Raw genomic sequence first — 16,443 nt, forward strand, 5'->3', positions numbered from 1 at the left:
TCGTGCTGCTGGCAGCCGTCGCAGGGACGGCTCGCCCGCCTGTGAGACTGGACGGGCGAGTTACAAATACCACAGTTTCACATTTGGGGTGCCGGAATCGAACCAGTCAGTACACGTCGCGCACGTACCGCTTCTCCGCCACCAGCTGCTTCTTGAACGCCAGCGCGCCGTCCTCACCCAGCTTGCCGTGAATGCGCGCGATCTTCAGCAGGGTGTCGTCCACATCCTTCGCCATCCGCGCCGCGTCACCGCACACGTAGAAATGCCCGCCCTCCCGCAGCCACGCCCACAACTCCGCGCCGTGCTCGATCATGCGGTGCTGGACATAGATCCGCTCCCGCTGATCGCGCGAGAACGCCAGATCCAGCCGGGTCAGGAAACCGGAGCGGAACATGTCTTCGAGCTCGGCCCGGTAATAGAAATTGTCCTTCGCGTGCTGATCGCCGAAGAACAGCCAGTTGCGGCCCGGGCACCCCAGCGCCCGGCGCTCCTGCAGGAAGCCGCGGAACGGTGCGATGCCGGTGCCCGGGCCCACCATGATCATCGGCGCGGTCGGGTCCAGCGGCGGCCGGAAGTGCGGGGCCCGCTGCAGGAAGATCGGCACCTCGGAATGGGCGCGATCGGCCAGGAAGGTCGAGCTCACGCCGCCGCGCCGGGCCGCCGACCCGATGGCCGCCGGATCGCCGTAGCGCACCACGCCGACCGTCAGTTGCACCTCGTCCGGGCTCACCAGCGGACTCGACGAGATCGAATACTGGCGCGGCTGCAGCTTCTTCAGCGCGCCCAGCCACTCCACCAGATCGGCCCGCACCGGGAAATCGCGCAGCACGTCCACCGCCTGCCGATCCCACAGATATCCGTCCAGCTCATTGCGATTGTCCCGGCGCAACAGCTTGGCGAGGCGTGGATTGGCATTGTGCTCGGCCACGAACGACAACAGATCCGTGCTCACCCGCGTGATGTCGTAATGCGTGCGCAGCGCCTCGGCCAGCGGTAGCTCGCCATTGTCGATCTCGATCAGCCGGTGGCCGTCGAGACCGGTCGCCGCCAGCCATTCCCGCACCAGTGACTCGCAATTCGCGGGCCGGATGCCCAGCGAATCCCCGACCTCGTAGGTGGTTTCCGGATGGCTCAGATCGAACCCGAACTGCCGCACCTCTTTCCCGGAATTTTCGCGGGAAAGCAATTCATTGCGAACCAGTTTCGAGAGCACCGGAGAATTCCGGGTGAAAGGCGCGGCGGTGCCGGTCCGACCCGGAGCGACAGCCGTTGCGCCCCGGCCGCTTCCGGGGCCGCCGGCACCGTGTCCGAGCGGACTCGAAGCGCCCGCGCCGCCACTACCGGCAGCGTTCCAGGTGGGCGTGTCGCCAACGGACGCGCCGCCGGAACGCCGGCCGCCCGGAGCGCCGAAGGGCGGCGTGGAATGTCCGCCCCGCGGTCCCACACCGGACCCGCCCCGGTTCCCGCCGTCGATGGCCGCATCGCCCGCTGCGTCCGCGATCACGCCGGTCACGGCGTCGAACCAGGCCGCGGACACGTCCTCGTGGTCGGGCTCGCTGTCCACGCGCGGCAGTAGCCGGGTCGCGCCGCGCTTGGCGAGCAGTTCGTCCAGCTTGCGGCCGTGGCCGCAGAAGTCGTCGTAGGAGGAGTCGCCGAGCGCGAACACCGCGAAGCGCATCCCGGTCAGCCGGATCGCGCTGTCGTTCAACCGTTCCCAGAAGTCCGCGCCATTGTCCGGTGGCCCGCCGTCGCCGAAGGTGCTGCTGATGACCAGCACATCCCCGGTGAGATCGGACAGTTCGGCCGAGTCCATGTCCAGGAGCCGCGGCGCGAAGCCCGACTCCACGAGATGAGTCGTCAGGGCCGCGGCCAGATCCTCCGCGGTTCCGGTCTGCGAGGCCCACAGGATCGTGACGGTCCGCGCCGGAGCCTCCGTGCTCTCGCCGCCGTCGGACCGGCCGGTGAAACCGGTGCCCACATCCGCCGCGAATCCGATCGACGCCTCCGCGAACCCGGCCGAGAGCGGCTGCGCGCCACGGGAGTACATCCCGCCCAGCAGGCCGTCGATCCACGCCCGGCTGCGGTCGGAGATGGGCGCGGTCGCCGGCAGCACCGGTACCCCGCTGACCGGCAGGCTCTGCAGCGCCGCGAGATACCCGCCCAGGTAGATGCGCTCGACCTCGCTGAGCGTGGGCGCGGTGGCGGACTCCAGCCCGAGCATGACCGCCAGCGGATGCGGGGCGCCGAGATCCACGCCGCCGCTCGCGGGCACGGGTGCGCCGCCGATCTCGGGCGCGGCCGGAATCCGTTCGGCGGCGTCCGTTTCCGTCTCGGGGTCGCCGGTCCTCGCCGTGCTCAGCGCCGCGACCTTGCGCAGGCGCACCGCGCAGGCCTTGAACTCCGGTTGCAGCGAGATCGGGTCCACCGCGTCATTGGTGACGGCGTTGATGGTCAGGTATTCGCCCTGTTCGTCGTTCCAGTGGAAGGGCGCGAAGCAGGTGCCGGGCAGGACGCGGTCGCTGAGCAGGGCGGGCAGCACGGCGCGGCCGCGGCGGGAGGCGATCTCGAGCTGGTCGCCGTCGCGGACCTCGAGGCGGGCGGCGTCGTCGGGGTGCAGTTCCAGGAACGGTTTGCCGTTGAGCTTGTTCAGTTTCGCCACCTTCCCGGTCTTGGTCATGGTGTGCCACTGGTGTTGCAGGCGGCCGGTATTGAGGACGAACGGGTGGTCCTCGTCGGGCATCTCGGTGGGCAGCAGGTGCGGGCGCGGCCAGAAGACGGCCTTGCGGCTCGCGGTGGCGAAGGCCAGGCGGGGCGTGTTCCCGTCCGCGTCGGTGAAGCGGGTCTGGCTGACACCGTCGTTCACATAGCGAATCGGGTTGCGCCGCTGGGCCGGATCGGGGCAGGGCCATTGCGCGGGCCCGGCGCGCAGCAGGTCGTAGTCGATGCCGCGCAGGTCGTATCCGGTGGCCGGGTTGGCGAAGCGGCGGATCTCGTCGAAGATCTCGGCGCTGGAGGCGTAGTCGAAGCCGGGGAAGCCGAGCGCCGTCGCCATCTGCGCGATGAGCTGCCAGTCGGGCCGGGCGTCGCCGATCGGCTCGACCGAGCGCTGCAGCAGGGTCAGGTTGCGTTCCGAATTCACCTGCACGCCATCGGCCTCCGCCCACAGGGTGGCGGGCAGCAGCAGGTCGGCGTAGGCGTTGGTGGCGGTGTCGGTGTACACGTCCTGGGCGATCACCAGGTCGGCGGCCTCCAGCCCGGCGATCACGGTGCGCCGGTTGGCCATGGAGGCGACCGGATTGCTGCACATGATCCAGCAGGCCTTGATCCGCCCGTCGGCCAGGCCGCGGAACATCTCGATCGACCCGGGCCCGGGCTCGGCGCGAATGGTGCCGGGTTCCAGTCCCCATTCGGCTTCCACGAAGGCCCGGTCGGCGGCGGCGAGCACACTGCGCTGGCCGGGCAGTCCCGGTCCCATGTAACCCATTTCGCGTCCGCCCATGGCGTTGGGCTGCCCGGTGAGGGAGAACGGCCCGCTGCCGGTGCGGCAGATGGCGCCGGTGGCCAGGTGCAGGTTGATGATGGCGTTGGTGGCCCAGGTGCCGTGCGTGGACTGGTTGATTCCCATGGTCCACAGCGACATCCACTCGCCGGCCGCGCCGATCCACTCGGCGGCGGTCCGGATGTCGGCCTCGGCGAGCCCGGTGATCTGGGCGACCAGGTCCGGGGTGTAGGCGTCCAGGAATTCGGGCAGGTCCTCCCAGCCCTCGGTGTGCTCGGCGATGAATTCGGCGTCGATGTCGCCGTTCTCGACCAGCAGGTGCAGCAGCCCGTTCAGCAGTGCCAGATCGGTGCCCGGCTTGATCTGCAGGAACAGGTCGGCGCGCGCGGCGGTGTCGGTGCGCCGCGGGTCCACCACGATGAGTTTCGCTCCCGCCTTGAGCCGATCGGCCATGCGCAGGAACAGGATCGGGTGGCAGTCGGCCATGTTCGCGCCGATCACGAAGAACAGGTCGGCGTGGTCGAGGTCGTCGTAGGAGCCGGGCGGCCCGTCCGCGCCCAGCGACAGCTTGTAACCGCTGGCCGCGCTGGCCATGCACAGCCGCGAATTGGCTTCCATGTGCACGGTGCGCAGGTGGCCCTTGGCTAGTTTGGTGGCCAGGTATTGGGCCTCGATCGACAGCTGACCGGACACGTACAGCGCGATGGCGTCCGGTCCATCTGTGTCGAGGATCACGCGAAGTCGTTGGGCGGCTTCGTGAACGGCCTCGTCGACCGGCATGGGAACGGGCGGCTGGCCGCGTTCGGGGCGGCGGTACGCGGTCTCCATGCGGCCGGGCGCGGCCATCATCTCGGCGTGGGTGTTGCCTTTGGTGCACAGTCGTCCCGCATTGACCGGGTGCTCCTTGTCGCCCTTGACCTTGGCGATCACCGGCAGCCCGAGCGCGCCGATCTTGGTTTCCACGGTGATGCCGCAGCCCACCCCGCAGTACGAGCACGCGGTCCGGGTGCTCGTCGAGGGCGTCGGCTGTTCGGGCATGGTTCCGAGTTAAGCCACCCCGAGTTGCGGGGGATTTACCGAAAGTTATCGGCAGATGACAATCCACCTCACAGCCATTTTCCGGGGCTGTGAGGTGGGGACCGCGGGTCGCTGCCGTGAGCAACGCCACAGGTCGGAGGCGGTCGTCAGCCCAGTTTGTAGCCGCGGTGCAGCGCCACGATGCCGCCGGTGAGATTGCGCCACTTCACCGCCGACCAGCCCGCGTCCGCGATCCGCATCGCCAGCTGCGGCTGGTTGGGCCAGGCCCGGATGGACTCGGCCAGGTACACGTAGGCGTCCGGGTTGGAGCTGACCGCGCTGGCCACCCGCGGCAGCGCCTTCATCAGGTACTCCATGTAGACCGTCCGGAACGGCGGGAGGGTGGGGGTGGAGAACTCGGCCACCACGAGCCGCCCGCCGGGCTTGGTCACGCGCAGCATCTCACGCAGCGCCAGGTCCGGGTCGGACACATTGCGCAGCCCGTAGGAGATGGTGACGGCGTCGAAGGAGTCGTCGGCGAAGGGCAGGGCCATGGCGTCACCGGCGACCATGGGCACATTGCGCCAGCGTCCGGCCGCGAGCATGCCCTGGGAGAAGTCGGCGGCCAGGCACCAGGCCCCGGATTTGGCCAGCTCCACGGTCGAAACACCGGTTCCGGCGGCCAGGTCGAGCACCCGCTCGCCGGGCCGCAGCGCCAGGGCTTTCCGGGTCGCCATCCGCCAGTACCGGTCGATGCCGCCGGTCATCACCGTGTTGGTGATGTCGTACCGCTTGGCCACTCCGTCGAACATGGACGCGACTTCGCTCGGCTGCTTGTCCAGCTGGGCCCGAAACGACTCCCGCTGCCTGATTTTCGCCACGGTGCTTATTTTGCCCTCCGCTTCGCTCCGGGCGGGTTCGCGGCCCTGGAGGTCTCGTTCTCCCTCTCTCCGCTCCTCCGCTTCGCTCCCCCGCTCCGCTCGGTCCAGAACGAGACGGGCCGCGAACCTTCGGGTGAATGTCGGGACTGCCTATCGTCGCAGCCTAGTTCGCACGCGGGCCCGCAGTGCGCCGAGCCAGCGGGTGGGGGGCGAGCCGAGCAGCCAGAGGGCGGGGATGGCGATGGCCCAGGCGACCACGATCACCGACAGCGCCGGGATGACCGCGACACGTGCGTCGCGACCCGCCACCCGAACCAGATCGGGATCGCTGCGCCGATATTCGACATTGATGCGCTCGCCGACGGTGAGTTTGGTCGGGTAGAGCACGCCGGTCTTCGGGTTGTGGGTCTCGCCGTCGGGCGTGACGAAGATGACCGCGGACCGCAGCGTGCCCGCCGAGAGCACTTCGGCGCTGGTCACGCCCCGATCGCTATTGATGAGATGGTCGTCGCGCCAGGCCGCGAGGACCAGCAGCACGGCCAGGAAGCTGACCGTCGCCGCGGCGATGACGATCCCGAGCCGAGCCCGCCGCCACCGAACCGCCTGCCGCTGTTCAGTCCTGGGAGACTGGCTAGTTTCCGACACTTCAGCAGGCTATTCCATCGCTGGGCTACGGTCTTCGCCATGTCCCGAAAATTCAGCTTCACCGTGCCATACAGCATCCCGGTCGAAGAGCTTCACCGGGCACTCACCAATGACGAGATGTGGCAGTCCCGCTTCGCCGCGGCGCCGACCGCCACGCTGGAGCTCGCCCACCCGGACGGGCCCGGCACGATTCGGATCCAGATGACCGAAAAGGCCCCCGAGGACCAGATTCCCGGCATCGTCAAGAAGGTCCTCAAGAGCGAGCTCATGCTGGAGCGCACCGACGCCTGGGGTCCGCTGACCGACGGCGTCGCGCGGGGTAGCTTCAGCGGCCGCTCCGGCGGCATCACCACCGAGATGGCGGGCGCGTTCGAATTGCGGCCCACCGCCGAGGGTTCCGAGATCGAGGCCACCGGCACCGTCGACGTGAAGGTCCCGCTGGTCGGCGGGGCCATCGAACCGCTGGTCGAGAACCTGCTCAAGAAGGTCATGAACAGCGAACGCAAGTCCGTCGAAACCTGGTTCGCCGCGCAGAACGCCTGATCCCGGGAAGGTGGATGCGGGGGTGGTCCCGCATCCACACCGGGATCGAGTGCACCGCTACTGCGGCCCGAAGTCGCCCTTGCCGGGATCGAATTCGCGGTTCTCGACCAGCACCAGCCAGTTGCCGGAGTTGTCGCGGATGATGGCCTCCACACCGTAAGGGCGTTCGGCCGGCGGCTGGATGAACTCGACGCCCTTCGCGGTGAGCTCCTCGAAAGCCTTCTGGCAGTTCTCGGTTCGCAGGCCGAGCGCGCCGTGCGTGCCGTTGGCCATGGAGCGGCGGATCGCCTCGGCCAGATCGTCGGTGAGCGGGGGACCGGGCACCATCAGGGTGACCTCCAGCTCCCGGTGGTCCGGCTGCACCACGGTGACCCAGCGGAAGCCGTTGTCGCCCATGGTGATGTCGGAGCGCTCCACGAAACCCAGCTTGTCGATGTACCACTGCTTGGACTCGGTCTGGTCGGTCACGTACACGGTCACGAGCGAGACATTGGTAATGGTCGTCATGGTTTCCAGGCTATGGACGAGCCCCCGCCGCCGGCTTCTCCGAAATTGCGCGATTCACGCCCGGATTGCTGAGTTCACACACTCGGAACCTCGGTGAGGCTGCCGTAACAGCCGTGCAATCGGCCGGAAAGCCAAGATCAACAATCACTGCGCACCCTCGAATCGGAAAACAGCTCGCGACGAGCCCGAACGAGGAGTGCCGGTGGTTCAAGTCGAAACCCCCACGGCGAACGCGGTGGCCGCGTCCAAGGAGACGCTGGAGGATTACACGCTGCGGTTCGCGCCCCGCAGCTACCGGAAGTGGAGTCCGGCGGTGGTCGGCGTCTCGGCGCTCGGCGGCATCGCCTACCTGGCCGACTTCTCCATCGGCGCGAACATCGGCATCGCCAATGGCACCGGCAACGCGCTGCTGGGCATCGGCATCTTCGCGATCGTCATCATGATCACCGGCTTCCCGCTGGCCTACTACGCGGCCCGCTACAACGTCGACCTGGACCTGATTACCCGCGGCAGCGGCTTCGGGTACTACGGCTCGGTGGTGACGAACATCGTGTTCGCCTCCTTCACCTTTATTTTCTTCGCCCTCGAGGGCTCGATCATGGCGCAGGGCCTGCAACTCGGCCTGCACGTGCCGCTCCCGATCGGCTACCTGGTGTCCACGGTGATGATCTTCCCGCTGGTCATCTACGGCATGAACACCCTCGCCAAACTGCAGGTGTGGACCACCCCGTTGTGGCTGATCCTGATGGTGCTGCCGTTCGGCTTCCTGCTGGTCCGCCACCCCGACTCGGTGGGCGCCTTCCTGTCCTACGGTGGCCAGGACGGCAAGGGCGTCAGCCTGTCCGGCGCGCTGCTCGCCGCCGGCGTCTGCCTCTCGCTCATCGCCCAGATCGCCGAGCAGATCGACTACCTGCGCTTCATGCCGCCCCGCACCCCGGACAACGCCCGCAGATGGTGGGGCTGGATGCTGCTGGCCGGACCCGGCTGGGTGTTGTTCGGCGCCATCAAACAGGTCGTCGGCCTGTTCCTGGCGGTCTACCTGATCGCCAACCTGCCCGGCGCGCAGGACATCGCCAACCAGCCGGTGCACCAGTTCCTCGAGATCTACCGCGACATGATGCCGTCCTGGCTGGCCATGACCCTGGCCGTGGTGCTGGTCGTGATCAGCCAGATCAAAATCAATGTGACCAACGCGTATTCGGGTTCGCTGGCGTGGACCAACTCCTTCACCCGCGTCACCAGGAATTACCCGGGCCGGATCGTGTTCCTGGGCCTGAACCTGGCCATCGCGCTGATCCTGATGGAAGCCAATATGTTCGACTTCCTCAACAACATCCTCGGCTTCTACGCCAACTGCGGCATCGCCTGGATCGTCACCGTCGCAACGGATATCGCGATCAACAAGTACGTCCTGAAGCTCTCGCCCAAGGAGCCGGAGTTCCGCCGCGGCATGCTCTACGACTTCAACCCCGTCGGCCTGGTCGGCTTCGGCCTGTCGGCGGTGCTGTCGATCATGACCTTCTTCGGCCTGTTCGGTGAGACCCTGAAGCCGTACTCGCCCATCGTGGCCGTGGTGGTCTCGTTCCTGGCCACCCCGCTGACCGCGGTCCTGACCAAGGGCAAGTACTACCTGCGCCGCGACTACGACGGCATCGACCTGCCCATGTTCGACGAGCACGGCAACCCGTCGGGGGAGACGCTCACCTGCGTCGTCACCGGCATGGAATTCGAGCGCCCCGACATGATCGCCTCGGCGGTGCCGGGACCGGAGGGCGAGATCCAGTACATCAGCTCGCTGGCCCTCTCCACCGACAAGACCGGCATCCACGTCCTGCCGTCGCGATGAGACCCGCACCCGGCCGAATTCACCCCGCGACCCCGTGGTGGCCTCGCCACGGGGTCGCGTCAGTCCGTGCGTTTCCGATCCGAGAGCCCGTGCATGAAGACGTAGCATCCCGGGATATGGGGTGCGCCCTCGGCCGCGAACTTCGCTTGATACTCCGAGGGCGACATCCCGACCAGGTCGGTGAACTTCCGGCTGAACGACCCGAGGCTGGAGTAGCCCACCAGCATGCAGGCCTCGGTCACCGTCACATTGGTGGCGCGCAGCAGATCCTGCGCCCGCTCGATCCGCCGCTCGGCGAGATACAGGGCGGGCGTCTTGCCGTAGGTGGCCGCGAAACACCGCAGGAAGTGGTACTTCGACACCCCTGCGGCCGCCGCCAGACTGTCCAGGTCCAGCGGCTCCGCGTAGTTCCGGTCGGCCAGATCCCGCGCTCGCCGCAGATGCGGCAGCAGCTCCTCGGGAACCGGCCGGGCGTTCACGAGAACGGCCGCAGCTTGTCGATCCGCATCGAGGCCCGCCCCGCGCCCCGCCACAGGCGGGCGGTCAGATCCAGGTCCTCGTCGGTCACCAGATTGCCCATCACTCGGACCGCGGTGCGCTGCAACAGCTTCGACCGCATCAGCGGCGGCCCGCCCAGCGGCACCGTGCGCGGATGCGTGGCCAGTCCGGCCAGTCGACGCGCCACCGAATAGGTGCGGCCGTAGCGCTCCCGCAGCAGGTCCGGCCAGATATGGGTGAGGTCCGGCTGGTCCAGCAGCGCGGCCAGCATGTGCCCGCCCTCCAGGCCGTAGTCGATGCCCTCGCCGTTGAGCGGGTTCACGCAGCCCGCGGCGTCGCCGACCAGCGCCCAGTTGCGCCCGGCCAGGTTCGACACCGCGCCGCCCATCGGCAGCAGCGCCGACGCCACCGCCCGCGCCTCGCCCTCGAAACCCCATTCCGCGCGCCGCTGCGACACATAGTGCTGCAGCAACGGTTTCAACGCGATATGCGAGGGCCGCTTCTCGGTGGCCAGCGAACCGACGCCGATATTCACCTCGCCATTGCCGAGCGGGAAGACCCAGCCGTAGCCGGGAATCAATTCATTGTTCGCATCACGCAATTCGAGATGTGAGGTGATCCACTCGTCGTCACTGCGCTCGGATTTGATGTACGCCCGCGCCGCGGTCCCGTACGCGTACTGGCGGTGCCAGGTGCGGCCCAGCATCTTGCCGACGGGGGAACGCACCCCGTCCGCCACGATCAGCGTCTTGCAGGACACCGCGCGCAGCCCGCCATCGGTCTTGATGGTCACGCCGGTGACCCGGTCGCCCTCGCGGGCCACCTCGACCACCTTGGCGCCGTCCACCATCCGCGCCCCCGATTTGACCGCGGTCTCGCGCAGTTTGTCGTCGAGTTCGGTTCGCGGAACGGCACTTCCGTAGGTGGGGAAGGAGCCGTTCGGCCACGGCAACAGGGCCTCGCGCCCGAAGCCGGCCATCCGCAGGCCCCGGTTCACGGTGTGCGCGCGCACCCAGTCGCCGAGTCCCAGATGCTCCAGCTCGGCCGTGGCGCGCGGGGTGAGCCCGTCGCCGCAGGTCTTGTCACGGGGGAACAGCGCCGAATCGGCCAATAGCACGTCCCGCCCCGCGCGCGCCGCCCACGCCGCCGCCGCGGACCCGGCGGGACCAGCTCCGACGACCAGAATATCGGCGTGCGCCGGCAGAACATCCGACGATTTCCCCTGCTCGGGCGCGACTTCCGATGAACCCATGCGACCAATACTCGCAGCACATCACCACGCGCGCATATTTGCCCCGGGGTTCGCCGCCGGGCGTTTCGATTCGCGTGGCGGGTGTTTCGTTGGTCGCACTACGGTGGTGTCCATAGGGGGTGATCGACGCACACGCTAGGTTCTTTGGCGTGGGGTCGGACGCGGCACTGGGAGAAGAAATGAGCGCATCAGCTGTGAGCGATGAGAGCACCGTGGTCGCGGGGGTGGATCTTGGTGATCCCGAGCTCGCCGCCACAGTGCGCAAGGGCCTGATCGAGGTCGAGGACCTGCTCATCACCGAGCTGTCCGACGGCGAGGAATTCCTGCAGGAAGCGGCGCTGCACCTGGCCAAGGCCGGCGGCAAGCGCTTCCGCCCGCTGTTCACCATCCTCACCGGCCAGCTCGGCCCCAACCCCACCAGCCCCGACCTGGTCGTCGCGGGCACCGTGGTGGAGCTGGTGCACCTGGCCACCCTGTACCACGACGACGTCATGGACGAGGCCTCCATGCGCCGCGGCGCCCCCAGCGTGAACTCCCGCTGGGGCAACTCCGTCGCCATCCTCGCGGGCGACTACCTGTTCGCGCACGCCTCCCGCCTGGTCTCCACCCTCGGCCCGGACGCGGTCCGGATCATCGCCGAGACCTTCGCCGAGCTGGTCACCGGCCAGATGCGCGAGACCATCGGCGCCCGGCAGTCCCAGGACCCGGTCGAGCACTACCTGCGCGTGGTGTGGGAGAAGACCGGCTCGCTGATCGCCGCCGCCGGACGCTTCGGCGGCACCTTCTCCGGCGCGAGCCTGGACCACGTGGAACGCCTGGCCCGCCTCGGCGACGCCGTGGGCACCGCCTTCCAGATCGCCGACGACATCATCGACATCTCCTCGGCGTCCGAGCAGTCCGGCAAGACCCCCGGCACCGACCTGCGCGAGGGCGTGCACACCCTGCCCGTCCTCTACGCGCTGCGTGACGAGGGCGCCGAGGGCGACCGCCTGCGCAAGCTGCTGGCCACCCCGCCGCAGACCGACGCCGACGTGGAGGAGGCCCTCTACCTGCTGTCGCGTTCGCGCGGCCTGGTGCTGGCCAAGGAGAAGCTGCACGGCTACGCCGACATCGCCCACGCGGAACTCTCGGCCCTGCCCGGCGGCCCGGCCAACGACGCGCTCGAGCAGCTGGTTCGCTACACCATCGAACGGGTCGGCTGACGCTCCCGGGGGAACCTGTTCCTGGCCCGTATCGTTGACCAGGTGTAACGACCCGTATGGGCGCCACTTGGTGGTTCGCGGCCCGTCTCGTTCTGGACTGCGGCTCGATAGACCTCCGCTTTGGAGCGGGGGAGCGAAGCGGAGACCTCCAGGGCCGCGAACCCGCCCGGAGCGAAGCGGAGGGCAAGAATTGCACAGTCACGGGTATGCGAACGGGTTGAAGACGTTCGGACTCTTGGTCGGGATGTCGGCGCTGATCGTGTTCGTGGGAGCGCTGTTCCGCAGCCCCACGATCCTGATCCTGTCGATCGTGCTGGCCGTCGGCATGAACGCCTACGCGTACTTCAACAGCGACAAGCTCGCGTTGAAGGCCATGCACGCGCAGCCGGTCACCGAGCTGGAAGCCCCGGCCATGTACCGCATCGTGCGCGAGTTGGCCACGGCCGCGCGCCAGCCCATGCCGCGCCTGTACATCAGTCCCACCAATGCGCCCAATGCCTTTGCCACCGGCCGTAATCCGCGTAATGCCGCGGTCTGCTGCACCACCGGCATCCTGCAGATCCTCGACGAACGGGAGCTGCGCGCGGTGCTGGGGCACGAGCTGTCCCACGTCTACAACCGCGACATCCTGATCTCGTCGGTCGCGGGCGCGCTCGCCTCGGTCATCTCCGGCCTGGCCAATCTGGCCTTCTTCGCGGGCGCCTTCGGCGGCGGCAACCGCAATGGCGAGGGCCCGAATGTCATTGCGCTGCTGCTGGTCTCATTGCTGGGACCGATCGCGGCCACGCTCATCAAACTGGCCGTCTCCCGCTCCCGCGAATACCAGGCCGACCAGGACGGCGCGGAACTCACCGGCGACCCCCTGGCGCTCGCCTCGGCCCTGCGCAAACTGGAACGCGGCACCCAGGCCGCCCCGCTGCCCCCCGAACCGCAGCTGACCGCCCAGTCCCACCTGATGATCGCCAACCCCTTCCGGGCCGGCGACAAGATGGCCCGCTGGTTCTCCACCCACCCCCCGATGGCGGACCGCATCGCCCGCCTCGAGGAGTTGGCGGGCGGCCCCCGCCATTGAGGGGGTCCGGGGGCCAGGCCCCCGGGATTCCCATTTTCTGGGGTGTGGGGGGCGAAGCCCCCACCTGTTCCGCCGCTCCTAGCGGTAGTTCACGAACTGCAGGGCGATCTCGAAGTCGCTGCCCTTGAGCAGGGAGATGACCGACTGGAGGTCGTCGCGGCTCTTGCTGCTGACCCGCAGCTCCTCGCCCTGGATCTGCGCCTTCACGCTCTTGGGGCCCTCGTCACGGATCTTCTTCGCGATCTTCTTCGCGTTCTCCGTGGTGATGCCCTGCACCAGGGTGCCTGTGATTTTGTACACCTTGCCGGAGGCCTGCGGATCGCCCGCGTCGAACGCCTTGAGCGAGATGTCGCGGCGGATCAGCTTCTCCTTGAACACGTCCAGGGCCGCCTTCACGCGGTCCTCGGACTCGGCGCTGAGGATGATCTTCTCCTCGCCCGACCATTCGATGCTCGCCCCGGTGCCGCGGAAGTCGTAGCGCTGGCTCAGCTCCTTGGCAGCCTGGTTCAGGGCGTTGTCCACCTCCTGGCGATCGATCTTGCTGACCACATCGAACGACGAATCCGCCACACTCTTCTCCTGTCCGAGATCGGATATTCGGGATGTTCCAACGCCGACGCTAGCCGCTCCGGCATGGCTGTATCCAGCCGGTTTGCATTCCGGGCGTGGGTTCAGGGTATTCTGCTGAAGCGCTGGAAGGCGTACCCCGGCGGATTGCCCGAGCGGCCAAAGGGAGCTGACTGTAAATCAGCCGCGTAATGCTTCGGAGGTTCAAATCCTTCATCCGCCACTGCAAGAGCCCCGCAGACGAGAGTCTGCGGGGCTCTCTGCGTTTGGCCTCCGCTTCGCTCGCCCGCTCCAAGGCGGAGGTCTATCGAGCCGCGGTCCAGAATCGGGACGGCCGCGAACCGGAGAGTGGTTCAAAACATCCTCTGACCAGGCGGTTTGGAGAGTGCGCGGGGATGTGTGTAATCTCGTTCAAGTCGTCAGCGCCCCGGTCCAGACCGGAGCAAGACAGACACGCCCCCTTAGCTCAGTCGGCAGAGCGTTTCCATGGTAAGGAAAAGGTCAACGGTTCGATTCCGTTAGGGGGCTCGCCGGATTGCCGGTGGTGAACGGCTCGGCTTCTCCTAGCAGGACCCGGGACCTCCCCGCCGTCAAGTACCGACACCAGATGGCGGTGTAGCTCAGTCGGTAGAGCAAACGACTCATAATCGTTGTGTCGCCGGTTCAAGTCCGGCCATCGCTACATACTGATATCCCAATCAGGCTGACCGGAAAGAAGGCAATCGTGGCCGCGAAGTCCACTGATATCCGGCCAAAGATCACCTTGGCCTGCGAGCAGTGCAAGCACCGCAACTACATCACCAAGAAGAATCGGCGTAACGACCCGGACCGTCTCGAGCTGAAGAAGTTCTGCCCGAACTGCGGTACCCACCGGGCGCATCGCGAGTCTCGCTAACTTAAACCCGCGCGAATCAACCGCGTGGACAGAGTGCCGGATCGGTAAGTCACCTAGTCTCTTAGAAAGGGACAAGGGACCCGGTCCGGCACTTGGCGTATATAGCGGTGGTTCTGCGCTCTCGCCCGTTCCCGTTTCCTGGGAGCAGATAGGGACTTCCTGCCGTGACGATCAACACCGAGATTGACATCGAGGCCGACATGGTCGAATCCGAGCTCTTCGACCCCGCCGCGCACGCCGCCGCCATGGTCGGCCACCACTACCGCGTCGAGGACTACTACGAGGTCGGCCGCGAGAAGGTGCGCGAGTACGCCCGCGCGGTGCAGGATTACCACCCGGTGCACTGGGACGAGGACGCCGCCGCCGCGCACGGTCACGACGGCCTGGTCGCCCCCCTCACCTTCATCTCCCTGGTCGGAATCCTGGCCCAGCGCAAGCTCTTCGAGCAGATCGTCACCGGCTACGACCTGAGCCAGATCATGCAGACGGACCAGATCCTGGAGTTCCACCGTCCGATCAGGGCCGGGGACCAGCTGACCTGCGTCGTCTACCTGCACTCGTTCCGCCAGGCCTTCGGCGGCGACATCATCGTCACCCGCAACGACGTGCTCGCTCAGAACGACGAACTGGTGCTCACCACCTACACCACCCTGATCGGCCGCAGCGGCGGCGACATCGACCCCAATATCGGTGACGCCGTGCGCAATGTGCTCATGCACGGGGTCGGCCCGGACGCCGCCGACGCGGGCGAGCCCATCGAGATCGACACCCCCGACCAGTCCGTGGCGGCGCTGCCGACCGCCGCCGTGGTGGCCAGCGCGCAGACCCGCCGCTTCGAGGATGTCGCCGCCGGCGACGAACTGCCCTCCCGCATCGTGCAGCTGACCCGCGGCGACCTGGTGAACTACGCCGGCGTCTCCGGCGACGCCAACCCGATCCACTGGAGCGACGACGTCGTGAAGCTGGTCGGCCTGGAAAACGTTGTCGCGCACGGCATGCTGACGATGGGCCTGGGTGGCGGCTTCGTCACCTCGTGGCTGGGCGACCCGGGTTCGGTCAAGGAGTACAACGTCCGCTTCACCAGCCCCGTGTACGTCCCGATCGACAGTCCCGCGGAGATCGAGTACACCGGCAAGGTGAAGTCGGTGGACCCCGAGACCCGCACCGCGGTGATCGCCATCGTGGCGAAGTCGGAGGGCCGCAAGATCTTCGGTCGCGCCACCGCGACGGTGCAGCTCGGCTGACCGGAAACCGGGGTAAGCCGCGACACCCCGATTGGCGATCGTCAGTCGGGGTAACGTACACTCGAAAATCTGGGGTCACCAGCCGATGCGCGCTGCTCCGAGGAGCGGCGCGTGTTGTATGAAATGACCCTGTAGTACAACTGAAAAGAACAGTGGCTGGAAGCAACCCCGTCCAGCCGAAGGGGCGTAGCTCAACTGGCAGAGCAGCGGTCTCCAAAACCGCAGGTTGCAGGTTCAAGTCCTGTCGCCCCTGCCCTGGATGCCGACTTAGAGAGGATCGACGTGAGCGACGAGCGGGACACTCGCCACGAAGATGGCGACGACACCGCCGCGGTGGCTCGTCCGAGCGGCAAGCGGTCCGCCCGGCGCACCCGCGCCGCGTCGTCCAGCGCCGTCGCGACGATCGAACGACCGTCGGATTCGGCCAAGGCAGCCACCAAGCAGTCCGGCAAAGGCAAGAAGGCCGGGCAGAGCGGTTCGGGCAATCCGTTCAAGCGCCTGATGAAGTTCCTCAAGGAAGTCATCGCGGAACTTCGCAAGGTCATCTGGCCCAACCGCAAGCAGATGGTCACCTATACGAGCGTTGTCCTGGTGTTCGTGATTTTCATCATCGCGTACATCAGCGGTTTGGATGTGGCGTTCATCAAGGGTGTCAACTGGCTCTTCGGCTAGGCGGCACGGTGACCGCGTCTGACCGTCGCGGCCGGTGACCGGCCCCCGGGCAGAGGCGGGGAGCGGGAACATCCGCCGGGCTATGCCTTGCCCCGGCGCGCAG

Annotated in this window: 14 protein-coding genes and 4 tRNA genes; 11 read left to right on the forward strand and 7 right to left on the reverse strand. The window is 67.5% G+C overall.

What is annotated here, in order from left to right:
* Window positions 1-106 precede the first annotated feature (106 nt).
* From ACFYTS_RS08310 to ACFYTS_RS08320, 3 genes are all read right to left on the reverse strand, one after another.
* On the reverse strand, window positions 107-4,537 hold the full coding sequence (locus ACFYTS_RS08310; RefSeq protein ID WP_387302269.1) for a molybdopterin-dependent oxidoreductase: 4,431 nt from the start codon (window positions 4,535-4,537) through the stop codon (window positions 107-109).
* A 146-nt stretch (window positions 4,538-4,683) separates the two neighbouring features.
* On the reverse strand, window positions 4,684-5,397 hold the full coding sequence (locus ACFYTS_RS08315) for a demethylmenaquinone methyltransferase (protein WP_387302271.1): 714 nt from the start codon (window positions 5,395-5,397) through the stop codon (window positions 4,684-4,686).
* 150 nt (window positions 5,398-5,547) lie between these two features.
* Window positions 5,548-6,042 carry a DUF3592 domain-containing protein gene (locus ACFYTS_RS08320; RefSeq protein WP_357281797.1) on the reverse strand — a complete coding sequence of 165 codons (495 nt, stop codon included), beginning with the start codon at window positions 6,040-6,042 and terminating at the stop codon, window positions 5,548-5,550.
* A 39-nt stretch (window positions 6,043-6,081) separates the two neighbouring features.
* On the opposite strand from ACFYTS_RS08320, the gene ACFYTS_RS08325 reads away from it, so the two are divergent.
* Complete coding sequence (locus tag ACFYTS_RS08325) at window positions 6,082-6,585, forward strand: DUF2505 domain-containing protein (RefSeq protein ID WP_387302273.1); 504 nt, start codon at window positions 6,082-6,084, stop codon at window positions 6,583-6,585.
* 57 nt (window positions 6,586-6,642) lie between these two features.
* Here ACFYTS_RS08325 and ACFYTS_RS08330 read toward each other — a convergent pair whose 3' ends face one another.
* Entirely contained in the window at window positions 6,643-7,092 is a 450-nt protein-coding gene (locus ACFYTS_RS08330) for a VOC family protein (protein WP_387302275.1), read from the reverse strand.
* A gap of 196 nt (window positions 7,093-7,288) precedes the next feature.
* Between ACFYTS_RS08330 and ACFYTS_RS08335 the strand changes: the two genes are divergently transcribed.
* Window positions 7,289-8,938 (forward strand): purine-cytosine permease family protein, encoded by a 1,650-nt coding sequence (locus ACFYTS_RS08335; RefSeq protein ID WP_387302277.1) that lies wholly within the window; start codon window positions 7,289-7,291, stop codon window positions 8,936-8,938.
* Window positions 8,939-8,997: 59 nt separating this feature from the next.
* On the opposite strand, the gene ACFYTS_RS08340 is transcribed toward ACFYTS_RS08335, so the two are convergent.
* Window positions 8,998-9,417: an AraC family transcriptional regulator gene (locus ACFYTS_RS08340; protein ID WP_357281791.1), complete on the reverse strand. Its 420-nt coding sequence runs from the start codon at window positions 9,415-9,417 to the stop codon at window positions 8,998-9,000.
* Window positions 9,414-10,688 carry a geranylgeranyl reductase family protein gene (locus ACFYTS_RS08345; protein ID WP_387302279.1) on the reverse strand — a complete coding sequence of 425 codons (1,275 nt, stop codon included), beginning with the start codon at window positions 10,686-10,688 and terminating at the stop codon, window positions 9,414-9,416. Before ACFYTS_RS08345 ends, ACFYTS_RS08340 begins: the two co-directional genes overlap by 4 nt.
* 179 nt (window positions 10,689-10,867) lie before the next feature.
* On the opposite strand from ACFYTS_RS08345, the gene ACFYTS_RS08350 reads away from it, so the two are divergent.
* Entirely contained in the window at window positions 10,868-11,890 is a 1,023-nt protein-coding gene (locus ACFYTS_RS08350; protein ID WP_357281789.1) for a polyprenyl synthetase family protein, read from the forward strand.
* Window positions 11,891-12,080: 190 nt separating this feature from the next.
* On the forward strand, window positions 12,081-12,962 hold the full coding sequence (gene htpX, locus ACFYTS_RS08355) for a zinc metalloprotease HtpX (protein ID WP_357281787.1): 882 nt from the start codon (window positions 12,081-12,083) through the stop codon (window positions 12,960-12,962).
* Window positions 12,963-13,040: 78 nt separating this feature from the next.
* On the opposite strand, the gene ACFYTS_RS08360 is transcribed toward htpX, so the two are convergent.
* Window positions 13,041-13,532, reverse strand: coding sequence for a YajQ family cyclic di-GMP-binding protein (locus tag ACFYTS_RS08360; protein WP_357281786.1), 492 nt, complete (start codon window positions 13,530-13,532; stop codon window positions 13,041-13,043).
* A gap of 138 nt (window positions 13,533-13,670) precedes the next feature.
* On the opposite strand from ACFYTS_RS08360, the gene ACFYTS_RS08365 reads away from it, so the two are divergent.
* The 7 genes from ACFYTS_RS08365 to secE all read left to right on the forward strand — a co-directional run bounded on the left by ACFYTS_RS08365 (window position 13,671) and on the right by secE (window position 16,340).
* Window positions 13,671-13,752: transfer RNA gene (locus ACFYTS_RS08365), tRNA-Tyr, on the forward strand.
* A 232-nt stretch (window positions 13,753-13,984) separates the two neighbouring features.
* Window positions 13,985-14,057 (forward strand) — tRNA-Thr (locus ACFYTS_RS08370).
* Window positions 14,058-14,138: 81 nt separating this feature from the next.
* Window positions 14,139-14,211 (forward strand) — tRNA-Met (locus ACFYTS_RS08375).
* 42 nt (window positions 14,212-14,253) lie between these two features.
* Window positions 14,254-14,424: a 50S ribosomal protein L33 gene (gene rpmG / locus ACFYTS_RS08380; RefSeq protein ID WP_029925945.1), complete on the forward strand. Its 171-nt coding sequence runs from the start codon at window positions 14,254-14,256 to the stop codon at window positions 14,422-14,424.
* A 200-nt stretch (window positions 14,425-14,624) separates the two neighbouring features.
* Complete coding sequence (locus tag ACFYTS_RS08385) at window positions 14,625-15,668, forward strand: fused (3R)-hydroxyacyl-ACP dehydratase subunits HadA/HadB (protein ID WP_387302854.1); 1,044 nt, start codon at window positions 14,625-14,627, stop codon at window positions 15,666-15,668.
* 180 nt (window positions 15,669-15,848) lie between these two features.
* A tRNA-Trp gene (locus ACFYTS_RS08390) sits at window positions 15,849-15,921 on the forward strand.
* Window positions 15,922-15,950: 29 nt separating this feature from the next.
* Window positions 15,951-16,340 (forward strand): preprotein translocase subunit SecE, encoded by a 390-nt coding sequence (secE, locus tag ACFYTS_RS08395; RefSeq protein ID WP_357091067.1) that lies wholly within the window; start codon window positions 15,951-15,953, stop codon window positions 16,338-16,340.
* Window positions 16,341-16,443 lie beyond the last annotated feature (103 nt).

The organism is Nocardia sp. NPDC004151, from assembly GCF_042874235.1.
In the GTDB taxonomy this organism is placed as follows: Bacteria; Actinomycetota; Actinomycetes; order Mycobacteriales; family Mycobacteriaceae; genus Nocardia.

Bases quoted from the DNA above. Each gene is read 5' to 3' on its own strand.
- ACFYTS_RS08310 (WP_387302269.1), bottom strand. From the start codon at position 4,537: ATGCCCGAACAGCCGACGCCCTCGACGAGCACCCGGACCGCGTGCTCG.
- ACFYTS_RS08325 (WP_387302273.1), top strand. From the start codon at position 6,082: ATGTCCCGAAAATTCAGCTTCACCGTGCCATACAGCATCCCGGTCGAA.
- ACFYTS_RS08330 (WP_387302275.1), bottom strand. From the start codon at position 7,092: ATGACGACCATTACCAATGTCTCGCTCGTGACCGTGTACGTGACCGAC.
- ACFYTS_RS08350 (WP_357281789.1), top strand. From the start codon at position 10,868: ATGAGCGCATCAGCTGTGAGCGATGAGAGCACCGTGGTCGCGGGGGTG.
- ACFYTS_RS08345 (WP_387302279.1), bottom strand. From the start codon at position 10,688: ATGGGTTCATCGGAAGTCGCGCCCGAGCAGGGGAAATCGTCGGATGTT.
- ACFYTS_RS08385 (WP_387302854.1), top strand. From the start codon at position 14,625: ATGGTCGAATCCGAGCTCTTCGACCCCGCCGCGCACGCCGCCGCCATG.